Below are 17,974 nucleotides of genomic sequence, written 5' to 3' on the forward strand. Positions count from 1 at the left end.
GGCCTTGTGCCGCGAAAGGGGCGCGAAGCGGCCCCGGTATTGGCAGCCATCAATCAGGTCCATCAGCCAGGGAATCAGGCCAATGTTCAAACACGCGCAACTGGAATCGGTAAAAGCCTGGATCAACGACCCCGCCCACAGCGCGCTGGCCTTGCATGTGCGCATCCAGCGGGCGATCCGCCAGTTGATCCTCGACGGCGCACTGCCGGTGGGCAAGGCGCTGCCCGCCTCGCGTCCGCTGGCCCAGTCCCTGGGCGTGTCGCGGGATACCGTGGAGTCGGCCTACAGCCAGTTGCACGCCGAGGGCTTCATCGAGCGGCGCGTGGGCAGCGGCAGCTTCGTGTCGCAACGGGCCCGGTGCCTGCCGCTGCGCAAGCGCCAGCGCCCGGCACACAGCGAAGCCCCTGTGCAGTTGAGCCGCCGAGGCACGGCGATTCTGCACAACGGTGGCGTGCACAACTTCCAGTCGCCCCGCCCTTTCGCCCCGGGCGTGGCCGAAACCCGGCATTTCCCCCTGGCCATCTGGGAGAAGCTGGAGCGGCAGGTGTACAAGGAATACGGCACGCGGGCGCTGGAGCACAGCGAGCCGCAGGGCATGGCGCCGTTGCGTAGCGCGATCGCCGACTACCTCAACCTCGAGCGCGGCGCCCAGGCATCCGCCGAGCGCATCCTGATCCTCACCAGCTCGCAGCAGGCACTCGGGTTGTGCGCCCAGGTGCTGATGGACGCCGACGACAAGGTGCTGGTCGAGGACCCGCTGTACCAGGGCACACGCAAGGCCGTGAGCGCCGCCGGCCTGGCAGGCGTACCGGTGCCGGTGGATGAGCACGGCCTGCAGGTGGACGCCATGGCCCGACTCGCGCCGGACGCCCGGGCGCTGTTCCTCACCCCCTCCCACCAGTACCCGACCGGCGCGACCCTGTCGCTGGACCGGCGCCTGCTGGCGATCGAATGGGCCAGACAGCAACGCGCCTGGATCATCGAGGACGACTACGACAGCGAGTTCCACTACGCCGGCCGCCCCACCGCCTGCGTGCAGGGCCTGGACCCGCATGACCGCACGCTGTACATCGGCACCTTCACCAAATCGCTGTTCGCCGGCCTGCGCATCGGCTACCTGCTGCTGCCGCCCCAACTCGTCGCGCCGATGACCGCCGCCCGAACCCTGCAGGACGGGCATAACGCCTCCATCGCGCAACTGACCCTGGCCAGGTTCATGGAAGGCGGCCACTTCAACGCCCATGTGCGGGCCATGCGTGGGCTCTACGCCGAGCGGCGCGATGTGCTGGCGGATCTCATTCAGCGGCACCTGGCGGCATTTCTCGTGCCGCAGATCCCGGCCGGAGGGCTGCAGATGCCCTGCCATTTCGTCCAGGCCTTGCCTGAGGACGCCGTGGTCAGGGCCGCGCGCGGGGTGGGGATCGACCTGCTCGGGCTGGGTGGCCTGTATGCGGTGCCGAGGAACGATGTTGGTTTGCTGATGGGGTTTGCCGCTCAAACGACCGTCGAGATGAAGGCCGCGGTGGTGAAACTGGAAAAGGTGTTCGCAGGCTTGGCCACTGCGGGACGCACATCGATAAGCCGCCTTGCGCGAAACGAAATGTCGTAAACAAAGGCGGCACAATCACTCAGCCGACCCTGCAACACTAACACCTAGTATACTTGGCTCAAATGCATAAAAATCCGTATAACGCCTAGTTTTTTAGGCCTTATAAAATGCTTGGTTCACCTTTAAAAATCGCTTTTCAAAGCCTAATATTCTAGGCAAAGAGATGAATAAAGGCCTTTTAAACATAGGATTCCAGGCGTTATGAAAGCCACATCAATGACCGACGACGCCATCGCCCGTGAGATCGGCCAACGCATTGAAGCGATCCGCTTGAAGCGTAATATCGGCCAGGACATCGTTGCCCATGAAGCCGGGATCTCCCGGGAAACCTACCGCAAGCTTGCGGCCGGCAAAGGCACCTTGGTCAACGTGATCGCCGTGCTGCGGGTGCTTGGGGAGCTGGAGCGCCTCGCCAGCCTGATCGAGGAAGTCAGAAGCAGCCCCTTGCAGTTGGCGAAAATGCAGGGCAAGCAAAGGCAACGAGCGACAGTCACACGGGCAACCCAGCCGGCGCCTGAACCCACCGGCAGAACCCCGATTGGCAAGCCCTCGCTCATTGGTGGCCAGAAACCCCACAAGGATGAAAGCTGGTGATCGCACAAATCTACCTCTGGGATGTGTACGTAGGCGCACTCAACTGGAACCCGCAAACCCAGGTTGGGGAATTCGAATACACCCCCGAATTCGTCAGGACCGGCCTGGAAATCTCACCTATCCACATGCCCTTGCGCGCGGACTACGTCTATGTCTTCCAGGGGCTGGACCGCGAAACCTTCAAAGGCCTGCCGTCGATACTCGCCGACTCCCTGCCTGATGACTTCGGCAATGCGCTGATCGATGCCTGGTTGGCCCAGCAAGGGCGCAGCAAAGCCACCTTCACGCCGGTCGAGCGCCTGTTGTACCAGGGTGAGCGAGGCATGGGCGCGCTGGAATACCGCCCGGCGCTGGCCACCGAGCGCGACCAGGCAGAAAGCATCCAGATCGACGCCCTGGTGCGCCTCGCCAGCGAGGTGTTGTCGGAGCGCGAGTCGATCGCCGAACGGCTCAACGCCCATGACCCGTCGGTGGACGACGCGGCCCTGCAGCACCTCATCCACATCGGCACCAGCGCGGGCGGGGCACGGGCGAAAGCCGTCATCGCCATCGATGCTCAAGGTGAGATCCGCTCAGGCCAGGTCACCGCGCCCCCCGGGTTCGAGTACTGGCTGCTCAAGTTCGATGTGGCCAAGGACTCGAAACTGCTGGCCGATTCACAGGGTTACGGGCGGATCGAGTACGCCTACCACCTGATGGCAAAGGCTGCGGGCATCAGCATGACCGAGTGCCGCTTGCTGGAAGAGGGAGGCCGCGCCCACTTCATGACCAAGCGCTTCGACCGCACGGCCGAAGGCGAGAAAATCCACATGGCCACCCTGTGCGCACTCGACCATGCCGACTTCCGCAAGCCTGGCCAGTACTCGTATGCCGAGGCGTTCGGGGTCATGCGGGCACTGAGGATTTCCCGAGACGGGGCCGAGCAGTTCTACCGGCGCATGGTCTTCAACCTGGTCGCCCGCAACCAGGACGATCACACCAAGAACACGGCCTTCATGATGGATACCGACGGCACCTGGTACCTCACGCCGGCCTACGACGTGTCCTACTCCTACCTGCCCGGCAGCTTCTGGGTTGACACCCACCAGATGACGGTCAACGGCAAGCGCGACGACTTCACCCTCGATGACCTGCTGAGCGTGGCAAGCCAGGTTCGCGGCATGGACGCACGGCGGATCATCAAGGAAGTCTGCGAGGCCGTCGCACAGTGGCCACGCTTTGCCAGGGAAGCGGGTGTGCCTGCCGCCGCCAGTGAGCGGATTGGCGAGGCACACCGGCTGTACCTTGGCGAGGGGCTGTGAACCTGGCCAGCTACACGGCGCGATAACGCTCAGCCACCTGGGACTGGCGCAAATCCCCCATCAACATCTGCCGCGCACCGTCCAGCGCCACCCAGCGCTCGGCGTGCTGCAACGGCGGGATGGTGATCGCCTCGCGCCGGTCATAGCCCACCAGTGCGGCATCGACCAGATCCTGCACCTCCATCACTTCAGGCAGCGAATCGATGTCCAGCCCCGAGCGCGACCAGATTTCGGTACGGGTCGCCGCCGGCAGCACGGCCTGCACATAGACACCCTTTGGCCCCAGCTCCAGCGCCAGGCCCTGGGACAGGAACTGCACGAACGCCTTGGTGGCGCCATACACCGTCATGCCCAGCTCCGGCGCCAGCCCCACCACTGAACCGATGTTGACGATCGCACCACTGCCCTGCTCGGCCAGACGCGGGGCGATGGCGGCCGCCAGGCGGGTAACGGCGGTGACGTTCAGGCCGATCAGGCGTTCGAGGCTTTCGCCGTTCTGCCCGAGGAAACCGCCCGACTGGCCAAGGCCTGCGTTGTTGATCAGTACACCGATGCGGCCATCTTCACGCAAACGGGCTTCGACCTTGGCCAAGGCAGCGTCCTGCGTCAGGTCGGCCACCAGCACCTCGACTGCGACGGCAAATTGCTCATGCAGGCGATCGGCCAGGGCCTCCAGCCGGGCCTTATCGCGGGCGACCAGTACCAGGTCGTGGCCACGCTGGGCGAAGCGTTCGGCATAGGTGGCGCCGATGCCGCTGGAGGCGCCGGTGACAAGAACGGTAGGCAAGGCACTCATGGGTAGATCCTCAAGGTTGGGTGTGTCTGCCATTATGATTACGATCATAATCTAACCATGTCAACGTTTTGATGATGAACGACATCAATGTATGATGAGCCCCATCACCCCGGTGCAGGAGTCGCCCGCCATGAAAGTCACCAAGGCACAAGCCCAAGCCAACCGCGCGCATATTGTCGAAACGGCCTCCTCGCTGTTTCGCGAGCGGGGGTATGACGGGGTCGGTGTGGCCGAGCTGATGGCCGCTGCCGGTTTCACCCATGGCGGGTTCTACAAGCACTTCGGCTCCAAGGCCGACCTCATGGCCGAGGCCGCGGCTTGTGGCCTGGCCGGCAGCGCGGCGCGCAGCGAAGGGGTCGATCTGGCGGACTTCCTGGGCCAGTACCTGTCCAGGGAGCACCGCGACAATCCGGCAGGCGGCTGCACCCTGGCGGCGCTGAGCAACGATGCAGCGCGCCAGCCCGAGGCGGTCAAGACGGTGTTTGCCCAAGGGCTGGAGCAATTGCTTCAGACGCTGCAGGCGGCCGGCGGGCCAATCGATACTGCCGATGAAAAGGCCCAGCGTGCCCGGCGCTTGAGCGTGATTGCCACCTTGGTGGGGGCCATCACGCTGTCCCGCGCCTGCCCGGATGATTCGCCGTTGGCGGATGAAATTCTCGAGGCTTGCCGGAAGCGGCTGCTGACCTAGCCACAGCCTTGGCCTGCGCTGTATGACACAGCGCGCAGAGCACGTGACGATAGTGGACTGCCCCCCAAGTGGTCCAACTTCCTGGGGAAGTCCATAGCGTGGGAGCGGGCTTGCCCCGCGAACACCGGCCGTGCCGGTGCCATACACCGCGTTGTTGCAATCGCGGGGCAAGCCCGCTCCCACAGGTATCGCGCCAACGCTTTGAATTGCGAGCAGACGGCTGCTCCCACAATGACCGCGCCAGGCCTACCCTGCCCGCCTCCCCTGTATTGAAAAATCCCGATTTTCTGTATCTGTCGCCCTCCCCTCCCCGCCCCGCACCATCACTCCCGCAGCGCAGGCACAGCCGGCGCGCAGTTGCATACCAACCCCAACATCATGAGCAACATCGTTTCCACGGATGGAAAGCGCGTTTGTAGATAACCGTAGAACAGGCAAGCGCTACCACCCGGTACCTCACTTCCCTGCTGCCCCGTTACTTCAAAGCCTGCCGCCCCAACGGCGGACGGCCCGCTTCATTCAGGAAATCTGACAGGGATGCCCTAATGATCAAGCAACTGATAAACGAAAATAACTACGTCCAGGTCGATCAGCTGTGCAGTGCCAAGGTGCACTTGAAGATCGAGGGCCTGAACCCGGCCGGCTCCATCAAGCTCAAGACCGCCCACGCAATCGTCGCCGACCTGGAAAGCCGTGGGCTGATCACCCCCAGAACGCGGCTGATCGAATCCTCGTCGGGCAACCTCGGCGTGGCCCTGGCGATGGTCTGCGCGGCCAAGGGCTACCAGTTCGTCTGCGTCATCGACCCGAACACTTCGGCGCCCAACCGCAAACTGATCCAGGCCCTGGGTGCGCAGGTAATCGTGGTCGACCAGCGCGACGAGAACGGTGGTTTCCTCTACTCGCGCATCCGCCTGATCGAACAGATGGTCGCGCAGAACCCCGACTACATCTGGCTCAACCAGTACCAGAACCCGAACAACCCGCTGGCCCACTACAACGCCACCGCGCGGGCCATCGCCGAGAAGTTCGGGCATGTCGACTACCTGTTCGTCGGCGCCGGCACCACCGGCACGCTGATGGGCTGCAAGCGCTACTTCGCCGACCACCACCCGCGCACCAAGGTGATCGCGGTGGACTCGGTCGGTTCGGTGACCTTCGGCCTGCCCGGCGGCACCCGCCACATCCCGGGGCTCGGCACCAGCCGCCGCCCTGAGATCTACGAGCCCAGCGATATCCACGCCTTCCTCACCGTGCCCGAGGTGCGCACGGTCCAGGTGTGCCGCTGGCTGGCGCAGCGCTACGGCCTGCTGTTCGGTGGTTCCACCGGCACGGTGCTGGCCGGCGTGCAGCAGTGGGCAGCGCAGATCCGCCCGGACGATGTGGTGGTGGCGATCTCCCCGGACATGGGCGAGCGCTACCTGGAAACCCTCTATTCAGACGACTGGGTCAGCCAACGCTTGGGCCCGGACGCGCTGCAACCGTTGTTCCCCGAATTCCCTCTCTCCCTTACGGCGTAACCAGTCATGACCGCACAAGCTTCGATTCCCCCGTTCCACGTGATCCCCGGCGCAACCGTCAAGGACATCCTTGCCGGCATGCGCCAGGAGGCCATCGAGGTGGTCGCGCAGACCTACCTCACCCATGAGCGCGGCGAAACCGTCAACCCGGACAGCTACTTCCTGCGTTTCCCCGAAGAGCCGGCCAACCGCATCATTGCCCTGCCGGCGGCGATCGTCGACAAACAGGGCGAACAGTCGGTATCAGGCATCAAGTGGATCGCCAGCTACCCGGACAACATCCACGCCGGCATCCCACGGGCCTCGGCGGTACTGATCCTCAACGACCCACAAACCGGCTATCCCTACGCGCTGCTCGAAGGCGCGCTGATCAGCGCCGTGCGCACCGCCGCCTCGGCCGTGCTGGGCGCCTGGCTGCTCAATGACAAACAGAAACGCGCTGGCAGCCTGTCGATCATTGGCGGCGGCGTGATCGCCCGCAACATCCTCGACACCTTCATCGGCGACGACTGGTCGTTCGGCCAGGTCGGCGTGCATGACCTCAACCGCGAGTCGGCCGAGGCACTGGCCGGTTTCGGTGAGCAACTGGGCCTGCCGCAGGTGCAACTGTGGTCGCTGGAAGAAGCGCTCAAGGCCGATATCGTGGTGTTCGCCACCAGCGCCGGCACCCCCTACGTCAGCGGCGACGACACCTTCCGCCCAGGCCAGATCGTGCTGAACATCTCGCTGCGCGACATCGATGCCGGCATCGTCGCCGCCAGCTACAACTACTTCGACGACGTCAGCCACTGCCTCAAGGCCAACACGTCGCCGCACCTGGCCGAGCAGCGCTTCGGCCACCGCGATTTCGTCACCGGCACCGTGGCGCAGATCCTGCGCGGCGAACTGCAGGTGAACCGTGACAAACCCCTGATCTATTCGCCGTTCGGCATGGGCATCCTCGACCTGGCCCTGGGCCGGCGTATCCATGACGTGGCCCTCGAGCAAGGCTCGGCAGTCGCCGTGCCGTCGTTCTTCGGGGAGGAGCGCAGATGGTGAGCAAGCCCCTGCACATCGGCCTGGTGGGCTGCGGCTCGCGCGGGCTGTCGATCTTCGAGCGCCTGCTGAGCATCGCCGAAACCCGCCCGCAACAGCCGCTGGTGATCGACATCTTCGACCCCAACGTGTTTGGCACCGGTGCCCACTGGCCCAATCAACCGGACTACCTGCTGCTCAACACCGTGGCCGGGCAACTCGGGGTGTACCCCGACGCGGCGGCCTTCGGCACCCTGCACGATGCACGCGAACGCTCGGGCCCGGACTTTCTGGACTGGTGCCGGGCCAAGGGGGTCAAGGTCGACCCGAAAACCGGCCTGGTGGCCGACGAGGGGCGCGCGGTGGAGCCGGAGGACTTCCTCCCGCGCCGGCTGCTCGGCGCCTATCTGGCCGACGCCTTCTCACGCATCCTGAGCAGCGCGCCGGCCTGGGTGGCGGTGCGCCTGCACCCGCACCCGGTGGTCGGCCTGCGCACCGACGCGCAGCAGGCCTACCAGCTCAAGCTGCCGTCGGGCGACAGTGTGAGCGTGGACCGCTTGATCCTGACCGTCGGCCATACCGGGCGAGTGCGGGCAGACGAGGAAGGCCGGGTGGGCGATATCTACCCGCTGCCGGGCAGCCTCGACAGCATCGCCCCCGGCGAAGCCGTGCTGCTCGAAGGGCTGGGCCTGGGAGCGATGGATACCCTGGCGGCGCTCACCGCTGGCCGCGGTGGCGCCTACCACCGCATGGCCGACGCCAGCCATGTGTACTTCCCATCCGGCAAGGAGCCGGTGATCTATATCCAGTCGCGTGACGGCCTGCCGTTCCGCGCGCGCCCCAATGGCCTGACCCGGGCGCCACGGCACAAGCCGATCTTCCTCACCAGCACCCACATCGATGCACTGCGCCAGCAGGCGCCGAACGGCCAGCTGGACTTCGAGCGTGACGTGCTGCCGCGCATGCTCCTGGAAATGCGCGCGGCCGGCATGGCGGTGCTGCACGCCAAGACCGACCCGGCGCGCCACCGTGAAGTGCTGGAGCAACTGCGCAGCGTCAGCCTGCAAACGCCCACCGATACCCGCGAAAGCGAGGGCCTGCTGCGCCACTACGAGGCGCTGTCCGGCGCCATCGACCCGCAGGCGCTGATCCTGCACAGCCTGCCGGCGCAGGTGAACGCGCACAACTACCATGCGTGGATCTACGACGCCATCGAGGCCGACCTGCACGAGGCCCGCATCGGCCGCGCCGAATCGCCGGTCAAGGCGGCCATCGAGGTGTGGCGCGACCTGCGTGACCGGCTGCGCGAGGCGGTCGACTTCGACGGCCTCACCGAGGCTTCGCACCGGCAGTTCTACGGCCGCTGGCACAAGGCGATCAACCGCCTGGTGGCCGGGCCGCAGAAGGAACGCCACGCCGACCTGCTGGCCCTGAGCGACGCCGGGCTGCTGACCTTCCTGCCACCGGGCGCCGTGCCAGCCGCCAAGCCTTACCGGCGCGTGGCCGGTTACGTGCAGGGCAGCGGCGTGCACGACAGCGACTGCGCTCCGGTGCGCGACCTGGCGCGGCTTGGCCTGATCCGCCCGCGCACCGATGTGCCGGGCCTGGATGGCATCGATGTCGACGCGGCCTGCCACCCGCGCGCCAGCAGCGGCGAACCGGTGCGCAACCTCTGGGTGCTCGGGCCGCTGGCCGAGGGCTCGTGCTACTACAACCACTACGTCACCTCGGCCGGCGCGCCGTCGCGGCTGTTCATCGACGCCCACAAGGCCGCCTCGGCCATCCTCGACACAGGGACCGCCCCATGAAGCTCTACTACCAGACCCACTCGCCCTACGCCCGCAAGGTGCTGGTGATGGCCCATGAGCTCGGGCTCGCCGAGCGCCTGGAGGTGATCCACCACGAGACCAGCCCCACGACCCGCAACGAGACCATCTACCAGGCCAACCCGCTGGGCAAGGTGCCGGTGCTGATGCTGCCCGAGGGCGAGGCGCTGTTCGACTCGATCGTGATCTGCGACTACCTCGACACCTTGCACCGGGGGCCGAAGCTGATCCCGCTGCAAGGCCCCGAACGCTACCAGGCCCTGCGCCTGCAGGCGCTGGCCCAGGGCCTGTGCGATGTCGGCATCAAGCTGCGCTGGGAAGTCGAGCGCCGCCCGGCGCACCTGCGCTACCCGGCCTACGGCGAGGGCCAGAAGTACAAGCTTGAAGAGTCGTACCGCTACCTCGAACAACAGGTCGAACTCGACGGCCCGCTGAACGTTGGTCACGTGGCCCTGGGCACCGCCCTGGACTGGATCGTGTTCCGCGAGCTTGGCGACTTCTCCCAGCACCCGCGCCTGAACGCCTGGTACCAGCGTTTCTGCGACCGCCCCTCGATGCGCGCCACCGAGTACAGCGGTCAGACCCACGATTAAGGAACACAGCACATGGCTGCTCTCTTGTTGCAAATGTCGCCCATCGGCCTGGTGATCGCCCTGATCCTGCTGGTGCGTCGCCCGCCCGTGCAGGCAGCGCTGGCCGGCGTCGCGGTGGTCTTCCTGCTGTGGGGCATGGGCGCCGCTGCGCCACTGTCGGCCGCCGCCAGCTCGGCGATCATCAAGGACACGATGATCCTGTTCCTCAGCACCGCCTGCGTGATCGTGCCGGGGCTGGCTTTCGTCATCCTGGTCGAACGCGGCGGCGCGCCGCAGGCCATCGGTGCCTGGGTGCGCGAGCTGGGCTGGAAGCCAGCGGCGCAGGTGATCTTCATCGTGCTGGGGCTGGCGCCGCTGCTGGAGGCGATGACCGGCTTCGGCGTCTCGCTGATCGCCACCGTGCCGCTGCTGATGGGGCTGTTTTCGCGCCAGGCAGGCATGAAGATCGCCCTGGCCGGCATGGTCATCATGCCGTGGGGCACCCTGGGCCTGGCCACGGTGATCGGCGGCTTGCTCACCCACCTGCCGGCCAACGAGCTGGGCAGCCATTCGGCGCTGATCAGCGCGCCAGTGTTCCTGGTGCTGGCGGGCATCGCCCTGTGGCAGGCCGGCATTCGCAGCGCCCTGCCATGGCTGGGCTTGTGTGCGGTATCGGTGCTGTTCAGCGCGGTACTGTACGGCATCAACCGCTTTGTCGGGCCTGAAGTATCGGGCGTGCTGGCGGGGCTGACCGTGGCCGCCGTGGGCCTGGTGATTTCGTACCTGCAGCGCAAGCGCCTGGTGCGCTGGCCGGCGGCAGCCTGGCCGTACCTGGCGCTGCTGGGGGTGATCGTCGCCTCGCGCGCGCTGTTCGTACTGTCGGGCTGGGATGGCGTGTGGGTGATCAAGGGCGAGCATGTGTCGTGGAAACCGCTGGCCTCGCCGGGGCTGGCACTGCTGATCGTCACCGTGCTGATGACCCTGCGCCAGCGCGCCGACGGCAGCTTCCCGTGGGCCTCGCTGCTCAAGCGCGCCAAGTTCCCGGTGGCGACCATCTTCCTGTTCCTGCTGCTGTCGCAGGTGATGGTCAACGCGGGCTTTCTGGTCGAGGCGCAGCGCGCCCTGCAATCGCTGTCGGGGATTTCGCTGGCGCCGACCGTGGCGCTGCTGGCGGGTATCGCGGGCTACGTCACCGGCTCCAACGTGGGCGGCAACACCTTGGTGATGCCGTCGATCGCCGCCCTGGGCAGCGACTACGGGCCGTGGCTGGCGGCGATGGTCAACAGCGCCGCCGGGCATGGTGCGCTGGGCTCGCTGTCGATCCTGTCGCTGATCACCGGGCTGGCAGCCGCCAACCGCGATGAAGAGCACGGGCTGATCCGCTTCGCCTTCGGCCTGGTGGCGCTGAACATCGCCATCGTTGCTGCAACCGGGGTGGTTTTACTTTATGTTCTGGGAGGTCATTCCTGAGCTGACAAGAGACCCCATGGATCGGTTCGAAGCACCTGATAAACGCTGGCGGAGAGTCAAGGACTGGATCATCCGCCAGATCGACAGCGGTGAATGGCCGGCGCGCACCAAGCTGCCGTCGATCCGCACCCTGGCCCGCCTGTTCGACACCAGCATCACCACCGTACAGCGGGCCCTGGCCGACCTCGAAGCCAACGCCTATGTGCTGACCGAGCCGCGGGTCGGCTACTTCGTGTCGGCGGCGGGGCGCGCCAGCCCGGCCAGCCGCTTCGACTTCTCCAGCGTCACGGTCAACGTCAACCACGCGGTGGTCGCCATGCTCTCCCAGGCGGCCAGCCGCACCACCCTGTCGCTGAGTTCGGCCGTGCTGCACGGCGACCTCACCCCCCACGTGCTGCTCAACAAGTGCATGGCCACACTGGCCAGCAAGGCCGACCTGGCAATCGCCGGGCTGGTGACGCCACCTGGGCATGCGGCGCTGCGCCGGCGCATTGCCGGGTTGATGCTGACCCGGGGCGTGGTCTGCGGCCCGGACGAAGTGCTGGTGACCTCCGGCGATACCGTGGCCCTGGAACTGGCCCTGGAGGCCGTGGCCCAGCGCGGCGCCACGGTGGCCATCGAAACCCCCACCTACTACGGCATCCTGCAGACCATCGAGCGCCTGGGGATGCGCGCACTGCCCATGCGCACCCACGGGGAAACCGGGATCGACATGGAGCACCTCGAAGAGGCGCTGAAGCTCAAGAAAGTCGATGTGATCTTCCTCAATCCGACCCTGCAGAACCCGCGTGGCTTCATCATGCCCGAGGCGGCCCGCGCCAGGCTCTCGCAACTGGCCCGCGAGGCCGATGTACCGATCATCGAGGACGACATCTTCTTCGACCTGGTGCCGGAAACCGAGCGACCACGCGCACTCAAGAGCCATGACAGCACCGGGCAGACCATCTACTGCTCGTCGTTCTCCAAGACCGTCGCCCCGGGCTTCCGGGTGGGCTGGTGCGTGGCCGGCAAGTACCGCGATGCCATCCTCGCGCAGATGTTCTCGCGCAACCTGGCGGTGTCGAGCCTGGCGCAAAGCGCGCTGAACGAGTTCATCGGGCGCGGCTACATGGACGAACACTGCGCCCGGCTGCGCAGCCAGCTGGCCACGGTGAACGAGGCGATGCACGGGTTGGTGCGTTCGGCCTTCCCGGCGGGGACGGTGTATGTGCCGCCGCGCGGCGGGTTCATCCACTGGCTGGAATTGCCGGCGGGTACCGACATGGCCCTGCTTCAGCAACTGGCCCATGAGCGGGGCTACCACATCGCCGGCAGCGGGATTTTCTTCGCCGATGGCCAGCCCACCACGGGGCTGCGCTTGTGTCTGGGCAGGCCGCTGTCGCCGGAACTGACCCATGGCCTGAGCGTGCTCGGCGAATGCGCCAGCCTGGCCCGGCAGGCTTGCGCGGCCCCGGCCTGAACCGGCTCAGGCCAGATGCTGCTGGCCGCGCAGGTGCTCGGCGAGCATGTCGATGAAGGTCCGTACCTTGGTCGAACCATACTTGCTCTCGCGGTGCAGCACATGGATCGGCCAGGGCGCTTCTTCGTACTCGGCAAGGATCACCTGCAGCCGCCCGGCCGCCAGTTCGTCGGCCACCTGGTAGGACAGCAGCCGGGCGATACCCAGCCCGGCACTGGCGGCGGCGATGGCCGCGTCGTTGCTGGTCACGGTCAGGCGCGGTTTCATGCGGATCAGGGTCGGGTCGTCGATGGCGCCGAAGCGCCAGTCGGTGCGTGGCGAGAGAACGCCGGCGGCGATGACCGCGTGGCCTTGCAGCTCGCTCGGATGGCGTGGGGTGCCGTGTTGTTCGAGATACTCTGGCGAGGCGCACAGCAACCTGCGCATGCTGCCCACACGCAGGGCCTTGAGGCCGGAGTCGGGTAGCTGGCCGATCCGCACCGCCACATCCATGCCCTCCTCCACCAGGTTCACCACTCGGTCGAGGAAGTAGGCCGATACGTCCACCTCGGGGTACTGCTGCAGGTAGCGGACGATGCAGGGCATGACGAACTTCTTGCCGAACAGGATCGGCGCGGTCACGGCCAGGTCGCCCTTGGGCATGGCGTTGATGCCGGCGGCCGCTTCGTTGGCTTCGATGATGCTGGCGAGGATATGCCGGGTATCTTCCAGGTAGCGCCCGCCGGCTTCGGTCAGGCGCACGCTGCGGGTGGTGCGCAACAGCAGCTTGACGCCGAGCTGTTCTTCCAGGGCCGTGACGGCGCGGGTCACTGCCGCCGGCGATATCGCCAGGCGACGGGCGGCGGCGGCGAAGCTTTCCAGCTCGCCGACGGCGACGAACACCTTCATCAGGTGGATCTGGTCCATGCGGGCTCCTGGGCCTCGGAAGTGCGGGGATTATCCGTTATAGCGGGGTTTTGTGCTGGCTGCACCGACCCCATCGCCGGCAAGCCGGCTCCCACATGGATGGCGCATAGCTTGGGTTCATTCGGTCTGTGTGGGAGCCGGCTTGCCGGCGATAGGGCCGGTAGGGCCAACCTCACAGCTCCAGGACCAACGGCTGCGCACCGTCCTCCGGCTGGGCCGGCACCGCGCAGCAGATCAGCACAGTGCCGCTGTCGGGCAGCTCGGCGGGCGGGTTAGGGTAATGCACCTGACCACTGACCACGTGGGTTTTGCAGGTACCACAGGAGCCGCCCCGGCAACTGAAATCCGGTGACAGGCCACGGCGCTCGGCCAGTTCCAGCAGCGTGCCGCTGTCGGGCGCCCAGCGGGCTTCCTTGGCGGAGCTGGCGAAGTACACCGGCACCGGCTGGGTGGCGGCCGGGGGTTGTTGCAGCACGGGTTGCCGGTCGTCGGTGTGGCGGCGCAGGGTCGAGGGGCCGAACGCCTCGGCGTGAACCCGGGCGTCGGGCACATGCAGCGCACGCAGGCCTTCGTACAGGTCCTGGGTGAAACTGGCCGGGCCGCACAGGTAGAAGTCGTAGTCGTCCAGCGCCAATGCGGTCTTGATCTGGGCGATGCCCAGACGGCCAGCGAACTCGAAATCGCGACCAGGCACGGCATGCGCTTCGGGCTGGCTCAGGGCGCGGTGGATAGCCAGCAGGTCACCGGCCTGCTGCTTGAGCACGGCGAGCTCCTGCCGGAACGGCAGCTCGGCCAGGCTGCGCCCGCCGTGGAACAGGTGGATACGCCGGCCCTGCCCGCTGCCTAGCTGCTCGCGGAGCATGGCCATCAGCGGTGTAATGCCGACCCCGGCGCCGATCAGCACCAAGGGCCGCTGGCTCTGTTGATCGAGGGTGAAATTGCCCATGGGCAGTCGCACCTTGAGCACGTCACCGACCTTCAAGCGCTCATGCAGGTGTCGCGAAGCCGGGCCTTGCGCCTTGACGCTGATGCGCAGGTAACCGTCGGACGGTGCGCTGGAAAGGCTGTAGGTGCGGACCAGCGGAGCCTCGCCGTCCGGTTGCAGGCGCACGGGGATGTGCTGCCCTGGGGCGAAGGGCACGGGCTTGCCGTCATCGGGCTGTAGATAGAACGAGCGGATGTCGCGACTTTCCTGTTCGATACGCGCCACCCGCCAGGCCAGCCACTGGTGCTGCCGTTCACGCTGTTGCAGGCGCTGCTCGGCCTCGGCCCAGGTGCCGGTCGCCAGGCTGGTCGGGGCATATTCCTGGAAAGCCCAGCGCAGCGACACCGCTGCCGGGCGCAGCACCACCTGCTCGACGTCCAGCGCCCAGAGCCGCTCGGCACCTTCGAATGCGCTGATCAGCGGGCTGTCGAGCATCACCTCGGTGCGGCCGGACAGCTGCAACACATTGCCGGTCACGAAATCGACGAACAGCAGGCCGGCAAGCGGGTTCACCAGCAGGTTGCCGAGGGTATTGAAATGCAGGTTGCCAGCGTAGTCGGGGATGGTCAGCCGGTTGCCTTCGACCTTGACGAAACCTGGGCGGCCGCCGCGATGGGACACGTCCACCGAGCGCCGGCCATCGTCATGCTCGACGTAACTGGCGACGAAGAAAGTGTCGGCGCCTTCAATCATCGCCCGGGTGCGGGCATCGAGTGCCGTTGAATCCTGGCGACCCTGTGAGGGCTCATCGACACGGGTGTATTCGCGCAGTTGAATGTACTGCGGGCAGTTGCCGAACGATTGCTCGACCGCCACCTCCAGCTGCCCCCCTGCGACGCGACGGGCCTGGCCGTTGAGGCGATTGCGCCGGCGGGTGTGCAGCTCGATCCCCAGCAGGCCGATGGCGCCCCCCTGGGCCAGGCCAGGCGTGGCGGGATCATCGCTGGCCAGCTCAGTGTCGATCAGCAGTTGCTTCGGATGGGGCGAGCTGACGAAGCCTTCCGGGCCTTCGAGCAGGGTTGCCCAGGGTTTGCCCTGCGCATCCACGGCACCTGCCACGATGAACGGCAACTGGTGATAGAACACCCGATGCTGGTCAGGCATATGGTCGCGGATGACTTTCTGCCCGAACACCTCCATGCGCTCGGCAACGCCGACCTGCTCCTGCAGTCGTTTTTCACCTTCGTGCCAGGGAGAGCGCATGGCGGCATTCCTCAAGGGTTACAGCGTGGTCTGCAGGCCGATGACCGTGCGCGGCATCGGCACGAACCCTGGCAGCGCTTCGATGCGGGCAAGCCAGGCGCGTACGTTCGGGTAGGGTTCCAGCGACACGTTGCCCTCTGGCGCGTGGGCGATGTAGGAGTAGTTGGCGATATCGGCGATGGTCGCCTCGCTGCCCACCAGGAACGGGCGCTGGGCCAGTTCGGCCTCGATGACCTTGAGCAGGGTGTGGGCGCGGCCGATGACCTCGTCGGTGTTGAACGAGGCGCCGAATACCGTGACCAGCCGTGCGGCGGCAGGGCCGAAGGCCAGGGGACCGGCGGCTACCGACAGCCAGCGCTGCACGCGAGCGGCACCAACCGGGTCCTGGGGCAGCCAGCGTTCACCGCCGTAGGCCTTGGCCAGGTACACCAGGATCGCGTTGGAGTCGGCGATCACGGTGCCGTTGTCATCGATCACCGGCACTTGGCCGAACGGGTTGAGGGCGAGGAAATCGGGTTGCTTGTGCGCGCCCTTGGCGAGGTCGACGAACACCAGTTCGGTGGGCAGGTTCAGCAGCGACAACATCAGCTCGATGCGGTGGGCATGGCCGGACTTGGGGAAGTTGTAGAGTTTGATCGGGGTTGGCATGTGCTTGGCTCCGGATCAGCGCCGGGAGTGGCGCTGCTGGAGAACATGCTGCACTGGATCGGTTGGCAGCAGAATGAGTGCCGGGAGCAATCCAGTATTTCGCCAGGCGGAATAATCAGCCCAGCGATCAAGGGCTCAATGCCGCTGCTGTTTCTGATACTGGTACAACCCGCGCGCTGCCTCCACTACCTGCGGCACACAGGCCTGGAGCTCATCGAAACTCATGGCGTCGAGCAGCTCGAAGTTGTCTTCCAGGCCATGCAGCGAGATGGCCTTGAGCAGACGGTCCTGCTCCGGCGGCAGCGCGCTCCATTCGGCGACTTGCGTGCCGCGCATGTAGCCAAAGCACCACTCTTCGAGAATGATCGCCGGTCCTCCTTCATCCTCGCTCTCTTCGAACAATGGCTCGAAGTCGGCAAGGTTGTCGGCCAGTTCTTCCGCGATCTGGCTGGCGTAGCGCAGCATCAGCGCGGTGTAGGCCTCTTCATGGGCGGGCTTCTTGAATTTCGGGACCTTGCCGCCTGAAACGGCAGGCAGCCACGTCTGCGGATTGACCTGGATCGGCGAGCTGGCCAGGGCGGTGAACAAGCCGTTGAGCTCGGCCAGGTTGATGACCGAATAGTCGTTGCCGTAGGTGATCAGCAGGTCTTCGAGGCGGTCGAGTTCTTTTTCGCTGAGCGGGGGGAGCATGGGGAGTGTCCTGGGAAAGGAAATTGGGTGAACCCTAACACATGGGAGAAGTGGCTAAAAACGATCGCGGGGCAAGCTCGCTCCCACGTGTCCGACAACGTGTCTGACAACGTGGGAGCAGGCTTGCCCCGCGATGAGGGTGCTACGGTTTAGACCGCCAGCGCGCGCTCACGCAGCTCGCTGTTGAGGATGCGGTCGTTCTCGCTGTAGTCGACCGGGCAGTCGATCACGTGCACGCCTGGGGTCTTGATGCAGTGCTCCAGCAGCGGCAGGAAGCCTTCGGCGCTTTCCACACGGTGGCCGTTGGCACCGTAGGCTTCGGCGTATTTGACGAAGTCCGGGTTGCCGTAGTCCAGGCCGAAATCGGTGAAGCCCATGTTGGCCTGCTTCCAGCGGATCATGCCGTAGCCGTCGTCACGCAGGATCACCACGGTCAGGTGCATGCCCAGACGTACCGCGGTTTCCAGCTCCTGGCTGTTCATCATGAAGCCGCCATCGCCGCACACCGAGATCACCGGGCGGTCCGGGTACACCAGGTGCGCCGCCATGGCCGACGGCAGGCCGGCGCCCATGGTCGCCAGGGCGTTGTCGAGCAGCACGGTGTTGGGCTTGTGCGCCTTGTAGTTGCGGGCGAACCAGATCTTGTAGATGCCGTTGTCCAGGGCAACGATGCCTTCGGACGGCAGCACGCGA

The 17,974-nt window shown here is 66.0% G+C and carries 16 protein-coding genes; 10 read left to right on the plus strand and 6 right to left on the minus strand.

Going from position 1 to position 17,974, the window contains the following annotated elements; translation table 11 throughout:
• Positions 1 to 82: 82 nt before the first annotated feature.
• The 3 genes from pdxR (at position 83) to DM373_RS26840 (ending at position 3,504) form a co-directional block, all read left to right on the plus strand.
• Positions 83 to 1,609, plus strand: coding sequence for a MocR-like pyridoxine biosynthesis transcription factor PdxR (gene pdxR / locus DM373_RS26830; RefSeq protein WP_110996406.1), 1,527 nt, complete (start codon positions 83 to 85; stop codon positions 1,607 to 1,609).
• 216 nt (positions 1,610 to 1,825) lie between these two features.
• Positions 1,826 to 2,203, plus strand: coding sequence for a helix-turn-helix domain-containing protein (locus DM373_RS26835; RefSeq protein ID WP_110996407.1), 378 nt, complete (start codon positions 1,826 to 1,828; stop codon positions 2,201 to 2,203).
• A complete protein-coding gene (locus DM373_RS26840; protein WP_110996408.1) occupies positions 2,200 to 3,504 on the plus strand; it encodes a type II toxin-antitoxin system HipA family toxin in 1,305 nt (434 codons plus the stop codon). Before DM373_RS26835 ends, DM373_RS26840 begins: the two co-directional genes overlap by 4 nt.
• Positions 3,505 to 3,514: 10 nt before the next feature.
• Here DM373_RS26840 and DM373_RS26845 read toward each other — a convergent pair whose 3' ends face one another.
• Positions 3,515 to 4,300 (minus strand): SDR family NAD(P)-dependent oxidoreductase, encoded by a 786-nt coding sequence (locus DM373_RS26845; protein WP_110996409.1) that lies wholly within the window; start codon positions 4,298 to 4,300, stop codon positions 3,515 to 3,517.
• 130 nt (positions 4,301 to 4,430) lie between these two features.
• Between DM373_RS26845 and DM373_RS26850 the strand changes: the two genes are divergently transcribed.
• From DM373_RS26850 to DM373_RS26875, 7 genes are all read left to right on the plus strand, one after another.
• A complete protein-coding gene (locus DM373_RS26850; RefSeq protein ID WP_110996418.1) occupies positions 4,431 to 4,988 on the plus strand; it encodes a TetR/AcrR family transcriptional regulator in 558 nt (185 codons plus the stop codon).
• Between the two features lie 545 nt (positions 4,989 to 5,533).
• Complete coding sequence (gene sbnA / locus DM373_RS29535; protein WP_306109320.1) at positions 5,534 to 6,508, plus strand: 2,3-diaminopropionate biosynthesis protein SbnA; 975 nt, start codon at positions 5,534 to 5,536, stop codon at positions 6,506 to 6,508.
• A 6-nt stretch (positions 6,509 to 6,514) separates the two neighbouring features.
• Positions 6,515 to 7,546 (plus strand): 2,3-diaminopropionate biosynthesis protein SbnB, encoded by a 1,032-nt coding sequence (gene sbnB, locus DM373_RS29540; protein ID WP_309474914.1) that lies wholly within the window; start codon positions 6,515 to 6,517, stop codon positions 7,544 to 7,546.
• Positions 7,540 to 9,330 carry an FAD/NAD(P)-binding protein gene (locus tag DM373_RS26860; RefSeq protein WP_110996410.1) on the plus strand — a complete coding sequence of 597 codons (1,791 nt, stop codon included), beginning with the start codon at positions 7,540 to 7,542 and terminating at the stop codon, positions 9,328 to 9,330. The genes sbnB and DM373_RS26860 overlap by 7 nt, the downstream gene beginning before the upstream one ends.
• A complete protein-coding gene (locus DM373_RS26865) occupies positions 9,327 to 9,941 on the plus strand; it encodes a glutathione S-transferase family protein (protein ID WP_110996411.1) in 615 nt (204 codons plus the stop codon). Before DM373_RS26860 ends, DM373_RS26865 begins: the two co-directional genes overlap by 4 nt.
• 12 nt (positions 9,942 to 9,953) lie before the next feature.
• Entirely contained in the window at positions 9,954 to 11,390 is a 1,437-nt protein-coding gene (locus tag DM373_RS26870) for an L-lactate permease (RefSeq protein ID WP_110996412.1), read from the plus strand.
• 16 nt (positions 11,391 to 11,406) lie between these two features.
• Positions 11,407 to 12,849 carry an aminotransferase-like domain-containing protein gene (locus DM373_RS26875; protein ID WP_110996413.1) on the plus strand — a complete coding sequence of 481 codons (1,443 nt, stop codon included), beginning with the start codon at positions 11,407 to 11,409 and terminating at the stop codon, positions 12,847 to 12,849.
• Between the two features lie 6 nt (positions 12,850 to 12,855).
• Here DM373_RS26875 and DM373_RS26880 read toward each other — a convergent pair whose 3' ends face one another.
• From DM373_RS26880 to DM373_RS26905, 5 genes are all read right to left on the minus strand, one after another.
• Positions 12,856 to 13,755: a LysR family transcriptional regulator gene (locus DM373_RS26880; RefSeq protein ID WP_110996414.1), complete on the minus strand. Its 900-nt coding sequence runs from the start codon at positions 13,753 to 13,755 to the stop codon at positions 12,856 to 12,858.
• Positions 13,756 to 13,927: 172 nt separating this feature from the next.
• A complete protein-coding gene (locus tag DM373_RS26885; RefSeq protein ID WP_110996415.1) occupies positions 13,928 to 15,943 on the minus strand; it encodes a pyridoxamine 5'-phosphate oxidase family protein in 2,016 nt (671 codons plus the stop codon).
• Between the two features lie 18 nt (positions 15,944 to 15,961).
• On the minus strand, positions 15,962 to 16,591 hold the full coding sequence (locus DM373_RS29125; RefSeq protein WP_208642833.1) for a glutathione S-transferase family protein: 630 nt from the start codon (positions 16,589 to 16,591) through the stop codon (positions 15,962 to 15,964).
• Between the two features lie 135 nt (positions 16,592 to 16,726).
• Positions 16,727 to 17,281, minus strand: a complete 555-nt coding sequence (locus tag DM373_RS26900) for a UPF0149 family protein (RefSeq protein WP_110996417.1) — start codon at positions 17,279 to 17,281, stop codon at positions 16,727 to 16,729.
• Between the two features lie 149 nt (positions 17,282 to 17,430).
• Positions 17,431 to 17,974 (minus strand): thiamine pyrophosphate-dependent enzyme (locus tag DM373_RS26905; RefSeq protein ID WP_244215139.1); only part of this gene is annotated, 544 nt, incomplete at its 5' end.

The organism is Pseudomonas sichuanensis (genome assembly GCF_003231305.1).
In the GTDB taxonomy this organism is placed as follows: Bacteria; Pseudomonadota; Gammaproteobacteria; order Pseudomonadales; family Pseudomonadaceae; genus Aquipseudomonas; species Aquipseudomonas sichuanensis.

Bases quoted from the DNA above. Each gene is read 5' to 3' on its own strand.
- DM373_RS26860 (WP_110996410.1), top strand. From the start codon at position 7,540: ATGGTGAGCAAGCCCCTGCACATCGGCCTGGTGGGCTGCGGCTCGCGC.
- DM373_RS26865 (WP_110996411.1), top strand. From the start codon at position 9,327: ATGAAGCTCTACTACCAGACCCACTCGCCCTACGCCCGCAAGGTGCTG.
- DM373_RS26835 (WP_110996407.1), top strand. From the start codon at position 1,826: ATGACCGACGACGCCATCGCCCGTGAGATCGGCCAACGCATTGAAGCG.
- DM373_RS29125 (WP_208642833.1), bottom strand. From the start codon at position 16,591: ATGCCAACCCCGATCAAACTCTACAACTTCCCCAAGTCCGGCCATGCC.
- sbnA (WP_306109320.1), top strand. From the start codon at position 5,534: ATGATCAAGCAACTGATAAACGAAAATAACTACGTCCAGGTCGATCAG.
- pdxR (WP_110996406.1), top strand. From the start codon at position 83: ATGTTCAAACACGCGCAACTGGAATCGGTAAAAGCCTGGATCAACGAC.
- DM373_RS26850 (WP_110996418.1), top strand. From the start codon at position 4,431: ATGAAAGTCACCAAGGCACAAGCCCAAGCCAACCGCGCGCATATTGTC.
- DM373_RS26875 (WP_110996413.1), top strand. From the start codon at position 11,407: ATGGATCGGTTCGAAGCACCTGATAAACGCTGGCGGAGAGTCAAGGAC.
- DM373_RS26900 (WP_110996417.1), bottom strand. From the start codon at position 17,281: ATGCTCCCCCCGCTCAGCGAAAAAGAACTCGACCGCCTCGAAGACCTG.
- DM373_RS26885 (WP_110996415.1), bottom strand. From the start codon at position 15,943: ATGCGCTCTCCCTGGCACGAAGGTGAAAAACGACTGCAGGAGCAGGTC.
- DM373_RS26870 (WP_110996412.1), top strand. From the start codon at position 9,954: ATGGCTGCTCTCTTGTTGCAAATGTCGCCCATCGGCCTGGTGATCGCC.
- sbnB (WP_309474914.1), top strand. From the start codon at position 6,515: ATGACCGCACAAGCTTCGATTCCCCCGTTCCACGTGATCCCCGGCGCA.
- DM373_RS26845 (WP_110996409.1), bottom strand. From the start codon at position 4,300: ATGAGTGCCTTGCCTACCGTTCTTGTCACCGGCGCCTCCAGCGGCATC.
- DM373_RS26880 (WP_110996414.1), bottom strand. From the start codon at position 13,755: ATGGACCAGATCCACCTGATGAAGGTGTTCGTCGCCGTCGGCGAGCTG.